A 15,905-nucleotide genomic window follows, 5' to 3' on the forward strand; every position below is an offset into this window, starting at 1 on the left:
CCGTCGGGTTGATGGCTGCGGTTTTCGCTGCGGCAGTGGCTTCAAGCCAAGCGAAAGCGCAGGAAAAATTCAAGGCCGTGACGACCTTCACCGTCATCGCCGACATGGCGAAGAACGTGGCGGGCGACGCAGCGATCGTGGAATCGATCACCAAGCCGGGGGCGGAGATCCACAATTACGCGCCGACGCCGGGCGACATTCAGCGGGCTCAGGGCGCAAAGCTCATTCTGTGGAACGGGCTCAACCTCGAAGTCTGGTTCGAAAAATTCTTCCAGAACCTCAGCGACGTGCCCGGCGCCATCGTCTCCGAGGGCGTCCAGCCGATGAGCATCGCCGAGGGACCCTATACCGGCAAACCGAATCCGCATGCCTGGATGTCGCCGACAAACGCGCTGATCTACGTCGACAACATCCGCGACGCCTTCGTCGAGCACGATCCGGCGCATGCCGAGACCTACAAGGCCAATGCGGAAGCCTACAAGGCAAAGATAGAGGCGGCCGTCGCGCCGATCCGCGATAAGCTTGCCTCGATCCCGCAGGACAGGCGCTGGCTGGTGTCGAGCGAAGGCGCTTTCTCCTACCTCGCACGCGATTTCGCGCTGAAGGAGCTTTATTTGTGGCCGATCAACGCTGACCAGCAAGGCACCCCGCAGCAGGTTCGCAAGGTGATCGACGCCGTCAGGGACAACAAGATCGTCGCCGTCTTCAGTGAAAGCACCGTGTCGGACAAGCCGGCCCGGCAGGTCGCGCGCGAGACGGGGGTCCATTACGGTGGCGTGCTCTACGTCGATTCCCTCAGCGAGGCGGACGGCCCGGTGCCGACCTATATCGACCTGCTGCGTGTGACATCGGATACAATTCAGAAAGGCCTCGCCGCAGGGCTGTCGCAATGAACGAAGCCGTTCCGCCTCTTGCCGCCGCGTCCGAGGATGCGGGAGGCGGTCTCGCCGTGCGCGGCGCGACCGTCACCTACCGCAACGGCCTCACGGCGCTGCGCGATGCGAGCTTTGAAATTCCGACAGGCACGATCACGGCACTTGTCGGCGTCAACGGCTCGGGCAAGTCGACGCTGTTCAAAGCCATCATGGGCTTCGTGCGGCTGGCAAAGGGAGAGATTCTTGTTCTCGGACGGCCGGCCGCGGCCGCGCTGAGGAAGAACGTCGTCGCCTATGTGCCGCAGGCCGAGGAGGTCGACTGGGACTTTCCAGTACTGGTCGAGGACGTCGTCATGATGGGGCGTTACGGCCATATGGGCATGATGCGCATTCCGAAGGCTGCTGATCGCGAGGCGGTTACATCGGCGCTTGCGCGAGTCGGCATGAGCGATTTCCGCAAGCGCCAGATCGGCGAGCTTTCGGGCGGGCAGAAGAAGCGCGTCTTTCTCGCTCGGGCGCTGGCGCAGGACGGGCGCGTCATCCTGCTCGACGAGCCCTTCACTGGCGTCGACGTCAGGACCGAGGACGCTATCATCGAACTGCTGCGCGCGCTCCGGGACGAAGGCCGGGTGATGCTGGTCTCGACGCATAATCTGGGTAGCGTGCCGGAGTTCTGCGACCGTGCCGTGCTGCTCCGGAACACGGTCCTTGCCTACGGGCCGACAGGCCAGACCTTCACGCAGGCGAACCTGGAAAAGGCTTTCGGCGGCGTCTTGCGTCATTTCGTGCTGGGCGGCGCCGGACTGCATGAGGACGACGACAGGCGCCGCCTTGCCGTCATCACCGACGACGAGCGGCCACTGGTCTTCTACGGAGAGAACGGAGCCATGCAGCACAAGATGCGGGAACCGGACGAATGAGTGTCCTGCTCGAGCCGTTCGGCTACGAATATATGCTCAATGCCATGTGGGTGTCCGCCCTGGTCGGCGGTGTCTGCGCCTTCCTGTCCTGCTATCTGATGCTGAAAGGCTGGTCGCTGATCGGTGACGCGCTCTCGCATTCGATCGTGCCGGGCGTCGCCGGCGCCTATATGCTGGGCCTTCCCTTCTCGATCGGCGCCTTCTTCTCCGGCGGGCTCGCCGCCGCGGCGATGCTCTTCCTCAACCAGCGCACCAAGCTGAAGGAAGACGCCATCATCGGCCTGATCTTCTCCTCCTTCTTCGGCCTCGGCTTGTTCATGGTGTCGCTGTCGCCGACCTCGGTGAATATCCAGACGATCGTGCTCGGCAACATTCTGGCCATCACTCCGGAAGACACGCTTCAGCTCGCTATCATAGGCTTCGTCTCGCTCGCCGTCCTGCTGGTGAAATGGAAGGATCTGATGGTGGTCTTCTTCGACGAGAGCCATGCCCGCTCGATCGGCCTCAACCCGAGCGCGCTCAAGATCATGTTCTTCATGCTGCTATCGGCCTCCACGGTCGCCGCGCTTCAGACCGTCGGCGCCTTCCTGGTCATCTGCATGGTGGTGACCCCCGGCGCGACCGCCTATCTTCTGACAGACCGGTTTCCGCGCCTGCTCGTCATCGCGGTCGGCATCGGCGCGGCGACGAGTTTCACCGGCGCCTATGCCAGCTATTTCCTCGACGGCGCCACCGGCGGCATCATCGTCGTGCTGCAGACGCTGATCTTTCTCGCCGCCTTCTTCTTCGCTCCCAAGCATGGAATGCTGGCAGCCCGCCGCCGCTCGGCGCGGGCCTTGGAGGCCAGCCTGTGAGCGTCCTCGATACACTGCTTACCCCCTTCCAGTTCGGCTTCATGGTCAATGCGCTGATTGCTTCGGTGCTGGTCGCCGTGCCGACGGCGCTGCTCTCCTGCTTTCTCGTTCTCAAGGGCTGGTCGCTGATGGGCGACGCCATCAGCCACGCCGTCTTTCCCGGCGTGGTCATCGCTTACATCCTCGGATTCCCCTATTCGATCGGCGCCTTCGCCGCCGGGATGGTCTGCGCTCTAGCCACCGGCTTCCTCAAGGACAACAGCCGCATCAAGCAGGACACGGTCATGGGCATCGTCTTCTCCGGCATGTTCGGCTTCGGCCTGGTGCTCTACGTAAAAATCCAGTCCGACGTGCATCTCGACCACATATTGTTCGGCGACGTTCTGGGCATCGGCCTGCGCGACATCGTCGAAACGGGGCTCATTGCTGCGATTACGGCCGGCATCATCGGCATCAAGTGGCGCGACTTCCTGCTGCACGCCTTCGACCCGGCTCAGGCGCGCGCGGTCGGTCTTCGGGTCAACCTGCTCCATTACGGCCTGCTTTGCCTGATCTCGCTCACCATCGTCGGCGCGCTGAAGGCGGTCGGCATCATCATGGCCATCGCCATGCTGATCGCGCCGGGCGCCATCGCCTTCCTGCTGACAAGGCAGTTCAGCGCCATGCTGATCCTGTCGGTGGCGATCGCGGTCGCCGCATCGTTTCTGGGCGTCTATCTGTCCTTCTTCATCGACAGCGCACCGGCGCCGACCATCGTTCTCATGCTGTCTGCCGCCTTCATTGCTGCTTTCGTCGTCACCACACTCAAGGCGGGCCGAATGGAGCTCGGCGAGGAGGGCTAATGCATGTCGCCCAAAAGCATGCCCTCGGGCCTGACCCGGGGGTGCGCAGCGGTTTTGGGATAACGACATGCATAAAACAAGAACTCAAGCGCGTCGCATGAATCCCTTCAGACGCGACGCGCTTTAGAAACTGGCGGTCATTCTCTGGTTTGACGAGAGCGACGCTGTTTCTGGATCGGCTTCACGTAGATCTCCAGTCTGTGGCTGATGATCGTGAATCCGTGCTGTCGAGCGATTTCCTCCTGGAGCCGCTCGATCTCCGCCGACTGGAACTCGATGACATCTCCGGTCTCGATGTTGATGAGATGATCGTGATGCTCGCGGGGGACGGTTTCGTATCTGGCGCGCCGATCGCCAAAGGTGTGCCGCTCCAGAATGCCCTTTTCGCGCAGAAGGCTGACGGTGCGATAGACAGTGGCGAGCGCGATCGTCGGCTCGATGGCGACAACACGGCGATGGAGTTCCACCACATCCGGATGGTCGCTGGATTCGGATAGAACGCGCATGATGACGCGGCGCGGACCGGTGATGCGCAGTCCGAGTTCCCTGCAAAGCGCGGCGATGGTCTGTTCTGAGGACATGTCATGATCCGCCAATATCGACAGCCATGTCGCGAAGTCGGAACATGCCTGCGGATTTGTTCGAAGGTGCTATCCCAGATGCGTCGCAATTGCAAAAGGACATCGGACTGGGTTCGCTGTCAGGCGGTCACACACTGACACAAGATATCCAGATCCGATCGCAAGAAGCGAGGAAGGAGCCGGATAGACGCCGGCTAGCTGCGTCCGAGCCCGATCAAATGGTCGATCACCGGCTGCAGCCGTTCGGTCGTGATCGGCTTGGCGACCACCGCATCGACGACGCTCGACAGGCCGAGGCTCTCCGGTGTGCCGCTTTTGGTCGAGAGCAGGATCACCGAGGGACGCGATCTGCCCGAGATGCGTCGAAGCGCGTCGATACGCGACATCAGTGCGTCGCAGTCCTTGTTGTCGGCTCCGCCATCGAGGACGATCGCTCCGGGATTGAGCGAGCGCAGCGTCGTTGCTGCCGTTTCGGGCGATTCCGAGATCGGTTTGAGCCCGGACCGTTCGACGATTTTCGAAACCACCACCCGGTTGACCGGCGATTTTCCGACGACGAGCACGCGGGTGAAGTCGGTGAGCATTTCGGGGTCCACATTCCGGCTCATCAAACTCAACTGGTTCACAGTGCGATTTAAGGGGCGCATGAGCAGGGCGGGCACTCGCTAGTTTCAATGCAGGGTTGTACTTTGGAAACAATTGCCGTGAGATCGCTGCCTATGTCAAGCTGAAATGGCCGGCGTCGAGAACATCGCAAGAAAGGTTAAAATTTAAAGCAAGTTCTTTTCTGGCCGTGCATGCAAACTGGTTGTGCAAGTGCAAATCACCTGCGCAGAGAACTGCGCAGGTGATGCCGCATCCGCCAGCAGGATTTCGTCGGATTTCGATCAGCCGACGCTCCGCTGCGTGACGATGACCGGGATCAGCAGGTCGCCCCAGTTGCCGTCGCCGCCATGGTGCCGTGCCGAGCGCACCAGTTCCACCGACACACCGGCCTCGACCGCCTTCATCACCGACTGGTTGAGCCTGTGCAGGTCGTTGGCCAACATGCGGATGGTCGCCTGCTGGTCGACGGTCATGGTGGTGGCCTGTTCTTCGGCCCGTTCCTTGACGCGGCTTATCGATGCCATTGGTCTTCTCCTTGCGTATTTTTTACCCCTTTTGGGGCGTTGCCTCTATTTTGTTGCGTTCGTGCTATTCCGCCGCCGGTTTGAACTGGGCGTGCTCGGTCGATTCATGCATGGCCGTGGTCGAAGACCGGCCACCGGTGATCGCCACCGACACGGCGTCGAAATAGCCGGTGCCGACTTCGCGCTGGTGCTTGGTCGCGGTGTAGCCGTGGGCTTCCGCCGCGAATTCAGCCTCCTGCAGTTCGGAATAAGCCGCCATCTGACGCGCCTTGTAGCCGCGGGCGAGTTCGAACATGCCGAAATTGAGCTGGTGAAAACCGGCCAGCGTGATGAACTGGAACTTGTAGCCCATGGCGCCGAGTTCCTTCTGGAACCTGGCGATGGTGGCATCGTCGAGGTTCTTCTTCCAGTTGAACGACGGCGAGCAATTATAGGCGAGAAGCTTGCCAGGATGGTGCCTGTGCACGCCCTCGGCGAACTTTTTGGCCTGCGCCAGATCGGGCTTGGAGGTTTCGCACCAGATCAGGTCGGCGTGGGGCGCGTAGGCAACGGCCCGTGCGATGCAGGGCTCGATGCCGTTCCTGACTTGATAGAAGCCCTCCACCGTACGGCCGGCGCCATAGTCGACGAAGGGCTGGTCGCGCTCGTCGATGTCGGAGGTGAGCAGCTTTGCCGCTTCCGCGTCGGTGCGCGCGACGACCAGCGTCGGCGTGCCCATGACGTCGGCGGCAAGCCGCGCGGCGTTGAGGTTGCGGATGTGTGCGGCGGTTGGGATCAGGACCTTGCCGCCGAGATGGCCGCACTTCTTCTCCGACGCCAGCTGGTCCTCGTAGTGGACGCCGGCGGCACCCGCCTCGATGAAGGCCTTCATGATCTCGAAGGCGTTGAGCGGTCCGCCGAAGCCGGCTTCCGCATCGGCGACAACAGGCGCGAACCAGGTGTCGACCGAAAGCCCCCTGCCTTCGGAGGTCTCGATCTGGTCGGCGCGCTGCAGGGTGCGGTTGATGCGCTTGACCAGTTCGGGCGCCGCATTGGCGGGATAAAGCGACTGGTCCGGATACATGGCGGATGCGGTGTTGGCATCGGCCGCGACCTGCCATCCAGACAGGTAGATCGCCTTCAGTCCGGCCCGGACCTGCTGCATCGCCTGGTTGCCCGACATGGCGCCGAGCGCGTTAACGAAATCCTCTTCGTGGATGAGCTTCCAGAGCCGGTTGGCGCCCATTTCGGCGAGGCTCTGCCGGATCTGGACCGAACCGCGCAGCCGCTTCACGTCGTCCGGCGAGTAGGGCCGCTCGATGCCGTCGAAGCGGCCTTCCGGCGCCGAGGGGACGAGGTTGTAAAAATCAGTCATTGGTCGCTCCGACAGATCGTTGCTGGGATAGAAACGCCGCCTCATGAAAATTTCTGCGCCGTTTTGGTATGACAGCATTTACATTTTGGCGCGGGCCAGGCGAGGAAAACCAGAGGATTGGCTGGAAAATAAGGGAAAACCTGTGTTGCGTTTGACAGTCAGGCGCTGTAAATCTGTCATGATTGTAAAAGGCCGGCATGGCAGCGCCGCGCGGGAGTCATGTAAATTCTGTCAAGGACAGCCGAGTGGCCGATCAAAAAATCTTCGCCGGGCCGCGCATCCGCCGCATCCGCAGCGCCAAGGGCCTGACCCAGACGGCGATGGCCGAAGGTCTTGGCATCTCGCCGTCCTACCTCAATCTCATCGAGCGCAACCAGCGGCCGCTGACGGTTCAGCTGATCCTCAAGCTGGCATCTGTCTACAAGGTCGACCCGCATGAATTGCAGGGCGAGGCGAGGGGGTCGGTCACCGCCCTGAAGGAAGTGTTTTCAGATCCGCTGCTGGTCGGCGAATTGCCTGGCGACCAGGAACTGATCGAGCTTGCCGAGGCGGCGCCCAACGCTTCCGCCGCGGTGATAAAACTGTTTCGCGCTTATCGCGAGCAGGCCGAGCGCCTTTCCGACCTCAACGAACTCCTGGCGCGCGATGGCAAAGCGACGGCGCTGTCCGGCGCCCGCCTGCCGATCGACGAGGTGCACGAGATTTTCGAGCGCCGTCCGAACCATTTTGCCGCGCTGGAAGAGGAGGCCGAGGCATTCATTTCGGTGCTCGATCCCGGCGACGACCTGCTCGGTGCGCTGAAGGCCTGGCTGAAGCGCGAATACGGCATCGTCGTCAAGGTGCTGCCGGTCGCCACCATGCCGAATTGGCGCCGCCGCTACGACCGCCATTCGCAGCGTCTGTTCCTGTCCGAGCGCCTGTCGCCGTTCGACCAGTTGCGCGAGGTGGCGATGGAGGCCTGCCTGATCCGCATGACGGTCGCCGTGGCAAGCGAGATCCAGGCGCTGAAGCTGACCACGGATGAGGCCCGCCGGCTCGCCCGCTTCGAGCTTGGCCGCTACGCTGCCCACGCGCTGATGATGCCCTATCAATCCTTTCACGCAGCCGCCACACGCGCGCGTTACGACATCGACGTGCTGCGCTCGCGCTTCGGCGTCTCCTTCGAGCAGGCGGCGAACCGGTTGACCACGCTGCAGCGGCCGGGCACGCCGGGCGTGCCCTTCTTCATGCTCGAGGTCGACAACGCCGGCAACCGCTTCCGCAAGGCTGGCAGCCAGGGTTTTCCGCAGAGCCGCTTCGGCGGCGGCTGTCCAAAGCTTCCCGTGCATGCCGCCTTTACCCAGCCCGGCCAGATCTTCGTCGAGGCGGTGGAAATGCCCGACGGCGCCGAATTCCTCTGCGTCGCCCGCACGCTCGAGGGGCCGCAAGGCTCGTTTGCGGAGCGCCCGCGCCGTACCGCACTTCTGCTCGGCTGCGACATCGGCTTTCGTGACGAGATCGTCTACGGCGCGGCACTGCCGGGGCCGGCTGCCGCTGCGGCCGGAAAAGCCGGACAGGGCACAAATCCGGCCACGCCGGTTGGCCCGGCCTGCCGGCTGTGCGAACGCATCGGCTGCCTCGCCCGCGCCGAGCCGCCGGTGACGCGCCCGCTCGGCCTCGACGAGATGGTGACCGGATTAAGCGCCTTCGATTTCCAGTGAGGTCCCGGCAGGCGACTGCCGTCTTTGCCACAACCGTCGCTGCCCGGTGGACCACGCTCCGCCGCTGCCTTTGCGATAGGCGAATGTGGCACGTTTCTGTCGTCCGCTATGCATCGTGTTGCCTCGAAACCGCCGACAGTCGCCATCATGACCGATACATCATCACCGTTAGCCGTTTCGCCTGTCGTCTCGCCGCGTGACGAGCGTGTCGGCTTCCTGTTGATTTTCCTGTCGGCGCTGATGTGGAGTTTCGGCGGCGCCATCGCCCGTTTCATCGACGCCGGAGACAGCTGGACGGTGGTGTTCTGGCGCTCGGTCTGGGCCGCCGCCTTCCTGATCTGCTTCATGGTCTGGCGCGACGGCTGGCACGGCACGGTGAGGTTGTTCCGCGGCATGGGCCTGTCCGGCCTTGCCGTGGCGTTCTGCTTCGCCACCGCATCGACCTCATTCGTCGTGGCGCTTGCCTACACCACCGTCGCCAACATCCTTTTGATGCAGGCCGGCGTGCCGCTCCTGGCGGCGCTGTTTGCCTGGGTGCTGTTTCGCGAACGGGTGGCGTTGGCGACCTGGGTGGCGATTGCCGCCGTCATTGCCGGCGTTGCCATCATGGTATCGGAATCGCTCGATGGCGCGGTGTCGCCCATCGGCGACGGCCTGGCGCTGCTCATCGCCGTGATGTTTTCGATCGCCACCGTCATCACGCGACGCTTTGCCCATGTGCGCATGACGCCGGCGACCTGCCTCGGCACGATGATTGCCGCCGCATTCGCGGCGTCCCAGGCATCGCAATTCGGCGTTTCCAGCAGCGACATGGGCTTCCTGTTTGCATTCGGCGTGGTCAATCTCGGTCTCGGCCTTGCCTTCTTCGCCACCGGCGCCCGGCTGGTCCCGGCTGCGGTCGCAGCACTGCTCGGCACTTTCGAGCCGATCCTCGGCCCGATCTGGGTCTGGCTCATCCATTCCGAGGTGCCGTCGGGACGCACCATCCTTGGAGGCACGGTCGTGGTCACGGCGCTGCTCGTCCATATCGGGCTCGAATTCAAGCGTCAGGCGCGGCCGGTGCGGCCGGGTGTCACCGGCATGCCGTCGCCTAACTGATGCAGCGCACGCGCCAAAGCGAGATGAGCCATTGACAATGGCGCAGCCGCGCGGGCAGGCTGCAAATACGGCAACAACAAGACAGGCTCATCTTGCCAAGTCTCCCCTCCGGCCCGACCGAGACCGGACAACATCGTCGTATCCCTGCCCGCGCCGTGGCGAGAGCCTTTGACGGCGCCGGAATGCCACCTGGATCACGACAAAGGAACCGGGGGCTCGGCCGTTGCGCATCGAACCGCTGTCGTGTTGACGGTTCGCGCTTGTCGCTTGTCGGAAAGCTCAATAATCTGAAGCAAACGCCCAGCCGCGCAGCCCCGCGACGTGCTGGCGATGGAACACTCATCAAAGGAGAGACGCATGATCCGCAAAGCATTCTGGCTTTCGGCGACCTCGGCATTTCTGGCGCTTTTCACCCTCGGCGCTCATGCCCAGGACCGCGTCGTCAACGTCTATAACTGGTCGGATTACATCGACAGTTCGATCATCGACGACTTCACCAAGGAAACGGGCATCAAGGTCACCTACGATACCTTCGATTCCAACGAGCTGCTTGAGACGAAACTGCTTGCCGGCGGCAGCGGCTACGACGTTGTCGTGCCGACCGCCAATTTCCTCGCACGCCAGATCCAGGCAGGGGTGTTCCAGAAGCTCGACAAGTCGAAGCTGCCCAACATTTCCAACATGTGGGACGTCGTCTCGGAGCGCACGACCAAGTACGATCCCGGCAACGAATATTCGATCAACTACATGTGGGGCACGGTCGGCCTCGGCTATAACGTCAAGAAAGTGCAGGAAGCGCTCGGCACCGACAAGATCGACAGCTGGGACGTGTTCTTCAACCCGGAAAAGCTGGCCAAGCTGAAGGATTGCGGCGTCTATGTCCTCGATTCTCCGAGCGACATCCTGCCGAACGCCTTCAAATATCTGGGCATCGATCCTGAGACCACGTCGCCGGACGATTTCGCCAAGGCCGAAGAAGTGATGCTGAAGATCAGGCCTTATATCCGCAAGTTCCACTCGTCGGAATATATCAACGCGCTGGCCAATGGCGACATCTGCCTGGCCGTTGGCTGGTCGGGCGACGTGTTCCAGGCCCGCGACCGTGCGACGGAAGCAAACCAGGGCGTTGAGATCGCCTATTCCGTGCCGAAGGAAGGCGCCGAAATGTGGTTCGACCAGATGGCGATCCCGGCCGACGCGCCGCATGTCGCCGAGGCGCATGAATTCCTGAACTACATAATGAAGCCGGAAGTCATCGCCAAGGCGAGCAATTTCGTCTTCTACGCCAATGGCAACAAGGCGTCGCAGCAGTTCATCGACAAGGAGATACTCGAGGATCCGGCGATCTACCCGGACGAGGCGACGCTGGCGAAACTGTTCACCATCACCCCCTACGATTCCAAGACCCAGCGCGTCGTCACCCGCACCTGGACCAGGATCGTCACCGGGCAGTAAGCGACATCAACGACCCCGGCAGGTGCTGCCGGGGTCAAGTCTTCTGGGGATAGAACGCGAGCACGGAGTGGGACATGAAATCGCTTGGCAGCATCCGCAGGGATTTCGCGCCATGGAACGATCCGAACGCCAAGCCGTACATCCAGTTCGACAAGGTCACCAAGAAGTTCGGTGACTTCACCGCCGTCAACAATTTGTCGCTGACGATATTCGAGCGCGAGTTCTTTGCCCTGCTCGGCGCATCCGGCTGCGGAAAGTCGACGCTTCTGCGGATGCTCGCCGGTTTCGAGGAGCCGACCGCCGGCCGCATCCTGCTCGACGGCCAGGATCTGCGCGGCATCCCGCCATACCGGCGGCCGGTCAACATGATGTTCCAGTCCTATGCGCTGTTCCCGCATATGACGGTCGAGAACAACATTGCCTTCGGCCTCAAGCAGGACGGCATGCCGAAGCCCGAGATCGCGGCGCGCGTTGGAGAGATGCTGAAGCTGGTCAAGCTCGAGCAGTTCGCCAAGCGCAAGCCGCACCAATTGTCCGGCGGCCAGCGCCAGCGCGTCGCGCTTGCCCGCTCGGTCGCCAAGCGGCCGAAGGTGCTGCTGCTCGACGAGCCGTTGGGCGCGCTGGACAAGAAGTTGCGCGAGGAAACGCAGTTCGAGCTGATGGATCTGCAGCAGTCACTCGGCCTCACCTTCGTCGTCGTCACTCACGACCAGGAAGAGGCGATGACCATGGCCGACCGCATCGCCATCATCGACAAGGGCGAGGTGATGCAGGTCGCGACGCCGGCGGAAGTCTACGAGGCGCCAGGTTCCCGTTTCGTCGCCGGCTTTGTCGGCAACGTCAACGTGTTCGAAGGCAAGATTGCGAACGGCGAGGCGGGTGCGGCCAGCATCGATGCCGGCAACGGCATCACCATCCGGACCGAGAATGCCGGCGATGCCGCAACTGGCGCGGCCGTCGCCTTCGCCATCAGGCCGGAGAAGATCAGGATATCGTCTACGAGACCGGCCGGCGCTGTCAACGCCATCGAGGGTGAAGTCTATGATATCGCCTATCTCGGCGACATGACGGTCTATCACGTCAGGCTAGACGACGGCCAGGTGGTGCGGGCGAGCACGATGAACGCGGCCCGCATCACCGAGGATCCGCTGAGCTGGAACGACCGTGCCTGGGTGTCGTTCCGGCCGGACGCCGGCGTCGTGCTGACGCGATAGGGGCGGCCATGTCGAATGCCGCTGTCACTGCTGCAACAACCTCTCGAGCCACCGCTGCCGGCAAATCCGCCCTGGCCAGACTGGGAGAGGCCTTGGCTAGCCGTCTTGTCATCCTCATTCCGTATCTCTGGCTGGTCTTCTTCTTCCTCATTCCGTTCGTCATCGTCTTCAAGATATCGCTGTCGCAGACGGCGATCGCCATACCGCCCTACACGCCGGTGCTCGGCTTCGGCGACGGCCTTGCCGGTTTCTTCGCCCAGTTGAATGAGCTCAGCATCGACAACTACACATGGCTGACGCAGGACGCGCTCTACGTCAACGCCTATGTGACCAGCGTCATCGTCGCCGCCATCTCGACGGTGCTGACATTGCTTGTCGGCTACCCGATCGCCTACGGCATGGCGCGCGCCCCGGCGATGCTGCGCCCGACTTTGCTGATGCTGGTGATCCTGCCGTTCTGGACCTCGTTCCTGATCCGGGTCTACGCCTGGATCGGCATCCTCAAGCCTGAGGGGCTGCTCAACCAGCTGCTGCTCGCCACCGGCGTTATCAGCCAGCCGCTGATCATCCTCAACACCTATACGGCGATCTTCATAGGCATCGTCTATTCCTACCTGCCGTTCATGGTGCTGCCGCTCTATTCGTCGCTGGAAAAGATGGATTATTCGCTGATCGAGGCAGCCAAGGATCTCGGCTGCCCACCGACCAGCGCCTTCTGGAAGATCACCTTTCCGCTGTCGCTACCCGGCGTCATCGCCGGCTGCCTGCTGGTGTTCATCCCCGCCGTCGGCGAATTCGTCATTCCCGACCTGCTCGGCGGCTCACAGACGCTGATGATCGGCAAGACGCTGTGGAACGAGTTCTTCGCCAATCGTGACTGGCCGGTGTCTTCGGCCGTCGCCGTCATCCTGCTGTTGCTGCTGATCGTGCCGATCATGCTCTTCCAGCGGGCCCAGGCCCGCGCCCAGGAGCAGGACAGATGAACCCGACCTGGAGCCGCTTCAACATCACTTCGATCGTGCTCGGCTTTGCCTTTCTTTACCTGCCGATCGTCCTGCTCGTCGTCTTCTCTTTCAACGAATCGAAACTGGTCACTGTCTGGGGCGGCTTCTCGACAAAATGGTACGTCTCGCTGTTCCACAACCAGGGCCTCATGGACGCCACCTGGGTAACGGCCCGCGTCGCCGTCATCTCGGCCACCGTGGCGACCGTGCTCGGCACGCTGGCGGCTCTCACCTTGACGCGCTACACGCGCTTCAAGGGCCGGACGCTGTTTTCCGGCATGGTCTTTGCGCCGCTGGTCATGCCGGAAGTCATTACCGGCCTGTCGCTGCTGCTGCTCTTTGTCGCCGTCGGTCTCGACCGCGGTTTTGTCACCGTCACGCTTGCCCACATCACCCTGACCATGTGCTTCGTCGCCGTCGTCGTGCAGTCGCGCCTGATCACGTTCGACCGCTCGCTCGAAGAAGCCGCGATGGATCTTGGCGCGCCGCCGGTGAAGACCTTCTTCCAGATCACGCTGCCGGTCATCATGCCGGCGATCGTGTCCGGCTGGATGCTGGCGTTCACACTGTCGCTCGACGATCTGGTCATCGCCAGCTTCACCTCAGGGCCTGGCGCCACCACGCTGCCGATGAAGATCTACAGCCAGGTTCGTCTCGGTGTGACGCCGGAGATCAACGCCGCCTGCACCATCCTGATCGCGGTTGTGGCGGTCGGCGTCATCATCGCTTCGCTCGCCAACAAGCGGCGCGAGGTCCAGCGCCAGCGCGACGAGCAGGCCGCTCAGCGTGGGTGACGAAAGGGGCGGCAGCAGCAAAAGCCGGCAGGAAGCACTTCTGACGACGACCGCAGCAGCTTCGTTGCTTACTCGCCGGATACCCCGCGGCTTATCGGCGAAATGAACGGCGTGCTCCACGTTCCGCCGATGAAGAACGAAGACTGGTTGGGACCTTGGCTATTTGTCTGCGTGGCTGGCTGGTCCGCCTGAATGATGCCGCCGGACAGCGCCAGCCCGCGCCCGGCATAGGAGGCGATGCCGGAAAGCCAGATCTTGTACTTCGCCGAATTCGCTTCGGCCTTGTCGATCTTCGCCACACCGTTCGAAATGCTCGCCTTGAGTTCGGCCCCGTCGATCGGCAGTGTTCCGTCGGAGACATCGTCGAGCGCGAAGAACCCGCCCTGTTCGTTGTGTTTGAGAAACGCCGGCAGGTTGAACCGGCTCAACGCGCCTTGGCCGAATTTCGCCGAAACCGAGCCGTCGGCATTTTCGAAAATGGAATCCCAGGTTCTGCCCGGCCCCTTGAGGATGACCGAAACGGTTCCCGTGCCAATCGGCACCAGTCGCGTCATTCCGGCTGCGGTGCCAAAAGCGCCGCCGTCGATGTCGGAGGCGAGCAGCCTGATCTCGACCTGCGTGCCTTCCGGCTTGCGGTCAAAACGAAGGCTGCTCTGGATGTTGCCGCCAAAGGCCGATGCATCGGAAATATCGAAGACGGCAAGACCGTTCTTGACCTGGGCAGCGGCGGCGACGTCGGCAAGCTGGATGGCGCCTGCGGTGGCCTGCGCTGCCGACAGTCTGAGATCGAGATCGATGCGGTCGGCGACGCTTATGTCGATTTCGCCGGGGCCAGCGCCGTTCGCGGGCGCCAAGGGTGCGAAGGCGGAGAGAAACGACCGCAGGTCGAGCGTCTCGAAGGCGAGCGTACCGGCGATCACCGGGCGCGCCTCGCCAAAGGAGAAATCCAGCGCACCCATTCCCGGATTGTCGTCCAGGGCGATCTCGGTGTTTTCGAATTTAATGCGGCCGGAGGTCGCCGTGAGCTTGCTGGAAACGGAAACCGAGCCAATTGCTGCGCCCGGCGCGATGCCGGCCCGCGACCATTCGAGCGCGCGCCTGAGCGAGGGTGCGGCAAATTTTGCCTGGCCGTCGAAATAGGCGTTCTCGGACATGCTGGCCACGCCGTCGAACGAAAAACTGGCAGGGGCCGCCTTGAATGAAAGCGTCATCGGCGCCGCACCTCCGCCAAACAGCACCAGCGGGTTTGACGATGCGGCATCCACGGCGACGCTTTCGCCGCGCCAGATCCCGGTCGCCGACAGCGTCGCATTGCTGTTCATTGCGGCCCAGTTCGCCTGGCCGCTCAGGCTGCTCAGTATCTCAGCGTCCTTGCCATCGACGGAAGTCACCACGCGGCCGTTCCTGAACTCCACGGTGCCGAACGGATCAGCCGGCAGCTTGCTGAGGTCCGGCTTGGCTGGATTGGCGCTGACAACGGCGCGAGCGACGTCGATGGACCGGGTGATGCGCCCGCCCGAAGGCAGGGCGGGCAGGAAAAGTCCATGTGCTGCGCGTTGAACCCTGATCGTCGGCCGGATCAGCCGCGCCGTCGAGAACACCACATTGCCACGCAACGCCGCCATGGCGGAGAGATTGACCTCGACCCGTTCAGCCTCGATCACCGGCGGCGCGTCGGTCTCTGTCCATTGCGAAAGCGTCACGTCGGCCAAGATGGCACGGAAATTCGGCCAGACCTCGATCCGTGGCGCGCCGTCGATGGTGACCCTGAAACCGCTCCACGCACTCATTTCCCAGGCGATGCGGTCGCGCACGATACGGGTCGAGGCGACGAGCGGCAGGGCGGCAACGGCCAGCGCGATGACGAGCACGGCAGCGCCGATCGCCCATATTCCGCGCCGGATCAAAGGTGATGGCATGTCGCCCCGTATGCTTCCGTTCCGACAAAAAAACGCCCGACGGGTGTAACCCACGGCTGACGCATTTCAAGTCTTTATGGCCCAGCGATGGCATTTGCGCACATCCGCGTCGCTCGGCCGAACAAAATCTTGCTCTGCTGCGTTGCGATATGCATAAGCGATGCC

At 62.7% G+C, this 15,905-nt stretch carries 15 protein-coding genes; 10 read left to right on the forward strand and 5 right to left on the reverse strand.

The window, feature by feature from the left end; genetic code table 11:
• Positions 1–11 precede the first annotated feature (11 nt).
• Genes AC0L3O_RS00785 through AC0L3O_RS00800 form a run of 4 tightly spaced genes read left to right on the forward strand, consistent with a single transcriptional unit; the run spans position 12 to position 3,491 of the window.
• A complete protein-coding gene (locus AC0L3O_RS00785; protein ID WP_288142217.1) occupies positions 12–893 on the forward strand; it encodes a metal ABC transporter substrate-binding protein in 882 nt (293 codons plus the stop codon).
• Entirely contained in the window at positions 890–1,795 is a 906-nt protein-coding gene (locus AC0L3O_RS00790; RefSeq protein ID WP_027156305.1) for a manganese/iron ABC transporter ATP-binding protein, read from the forward strand. Before AC0L3O_RS00785 ends, AC0L3O_RS00790 begins: the two co-directional genes overlap by 4 nt.
• Positions 1,792–2,649: an iron/manganese ABC transporter permease subunit SitC gene (gene sitC / locus AC0L3O_RS00795; RefSeq protein WP_287341971.1), complete on the forward strand. Its 858-nt coding sequence runs from the start codon at positions 1,792–1,794 to the stop codon at positions 2,647–2,649. Before AC0L3O_RS00790 ends, sitC begins: the two co-directional genes overlap by 4 nt.
• Positions 2,646–3,491: a metal ABC transporter permease gene (locus AC0L3O_RS00800; RefSeq protein WP_128247872.1), complete on the forward strand. Its 846-nt coding sequence runs from the start codon at positions 2,646–2,648 to the stop codon at positions 3,489–3,491. Before sitC ends, AC0L3O_RS00800 begins: the two co-directional genes overlap by 4 nt.
• Before the next feature lie 137 nt (positions 3,492–3,628).
• Here the strand turns inward: AC0L3O_RS00800 and AC0L3O_RS00805 are convergent, their stop codons facing one another.
• The 4 genes from AC0L3O_RS00805 to aceA all read right to left on the reverse strand — a co-directional run bounded on the left by AC0L3O_RS00805 (position 3,629) and on the right by aceA (position 6,556).
• Positions 3,629–4,072 carry a Fur family transcriptional regulator gene (locus AC0L3O_RS00805; RefSeq protein WP_023800311.1) on the reverse strand — a complete coding sequence of 148 codons (444 nt, stop codon included), beginning with the start codon at positions 4,070–4,072 and terminating at the stop codon, positions 3,629–3,631.
• A 194-nt stretch (positions 4,073–4,266) separates the two neighbouring features.
• Positions 4,267–4,680 carry a response regulator gene (locus AC0L3O_RS00810; protein ID WP_287341972.1) on the reverse strand — a complete coding sequence of 138 codons (414 nt, stop codon included), beginning with the start codon at positions 4,678–4,680 and terminating at the stop codon, positions 4,267–4,269.
• 279 nt (positions 4,681–4,959) lie between these two features.
• Positions 4,960–5,202 carry an SMc00767 family acetate metabolism repressor gene (locus AC0L3O_RS00815; RefSeq protein ID WP_027156310.1) on the reverse strand — a complete coding sequence of 81 codons (243 nt, stop codon included), beginning with the start codon at positions 5,200–5,202 and terminating at the stop codon, positions 4,960–4,962.
• Between the two features lie 64 nt (positions 5,203–5,266).
• On the reverse strand, positions 5,267–6,556 hold the full coding sequence (gene aceA / locus AC0L3O_RS00820) for an isocitrate lyase (protein ID WP_287341973.1): 1,290 nt from the start codon (positions 6,554–6,556) through the stop codon (positions 5,267–5,269).
• A gap of 245 nt (positions 6,557–6,801) precedes the next feature.
• Between aceA and AC0L3O_RS00825 the strand changes: the two genes are divergently transcribed.
• The 6 genes from AC0L3O_RS00825 to AC0L3O_RS00850 all read left to right on the forward strand — a co-directional run bounded on the left by AC0L3O_RS00825 (position 6,802) and on the right by AC0L3O_RS00850 (position 13,821).
• Positions 6,802–8,256, forward strand: a complete 1,455-nt coding sequence (locus AC0L3O_RS00825) for a helix-turn-helix domain-containing protein (protein ID WP_287341974.1) — start codon at positions 6,802–6,804, stop codon at positions 8,254–8,256.
• A 147-nt stretch (positions 8,257–8,403) separates the two neighbouring features.
• On the forward strand, positions 8,404–9,354 hold the full coding sequence (locus AC0L3O_RS00830) for a DMT family transporter (RefSeq protein ID WP_287307789.1): 951 nt from the start codon (positions 8,404–8,406) through the stop codon (positions 9,352–9,354).
• Between the two features lie 357 nt (positions 9,355–9,711).
• Positions 9,712–10,809 (forward strand): polyamine ABC transporter substrate-binding protein, encoded by a 1,098-nt coding sequence (locus AC0L3O_RS00835; RefSeq protein WP_287238008.1) that lies wholly within the window; start codon positions 9,712–9,714, stop codon positions 10,807–10,809.
• Between the two features lie 74 nt (positions 10,810–10,883).
• Entirely contained in the window at positions 10,884–12,023 is a 1,140-nt protein-coding gene (locus tag AC0L3O_RS00840; RefSeq protein ID WP_473614485.1) for an ABC transporter ATP-binding protein, read from the forward strand.
• An 8-nt stretch (positions 12,024–12,031) separates the two neighbouring features.
• Positions 12,032–13,006 carry an ABC transporter permease subunit gene (locus AC0L3O_RS00845; protein WP_473614487.1) on the forward strand — a complete coding sequence of 325 codons (975 nt, stop codon included), beginning with the start codon at positions 12,032–12,034 and terminating at the stop codon, positions 13,004–13,006.
• The gene (locus tag AC0L3O_RS00850; protein ID WP_287065432.1) at positions 13,003–13,821 is read left to right on the forward strand and encodes an ABC transporter permease; all 819 of its coding nucleotides are present in this window, start codon (positions 13,003–13,005) and stop codon (positions 13,819–13,821) included. Before AC0L3O_RS00845 ends, AC0L3O_RS00850 begins: the two co-directional genes overlap by 4 nt.
• A 68-nt stretch (positions 13,822–13,889) precedes the next feature.
• Here AC0L3O_RS00850 and AC0L3O_RS00855 read toward each other — a convergent pair whose 3' ends face one another.
• Positions 13,890–15,740 carry an AsmA family protein gene (locus tag AC0L3O_RS00855; RefSeq protein WP_023800321.1) on the reverse strand — a complete coding sequence of 617 codons (1,851 nt, stop codon included), beginning with the start codon at positions 15,738–15,740 and terminating at the stop codon, positions 13,890–13,892.
• Between the last annotated feature and the right edge of the window lie 165 nt (positions 15,741–15,905).

The organism is Mesorhizobium sp. WSM4810, assembly GCF_055811235.1.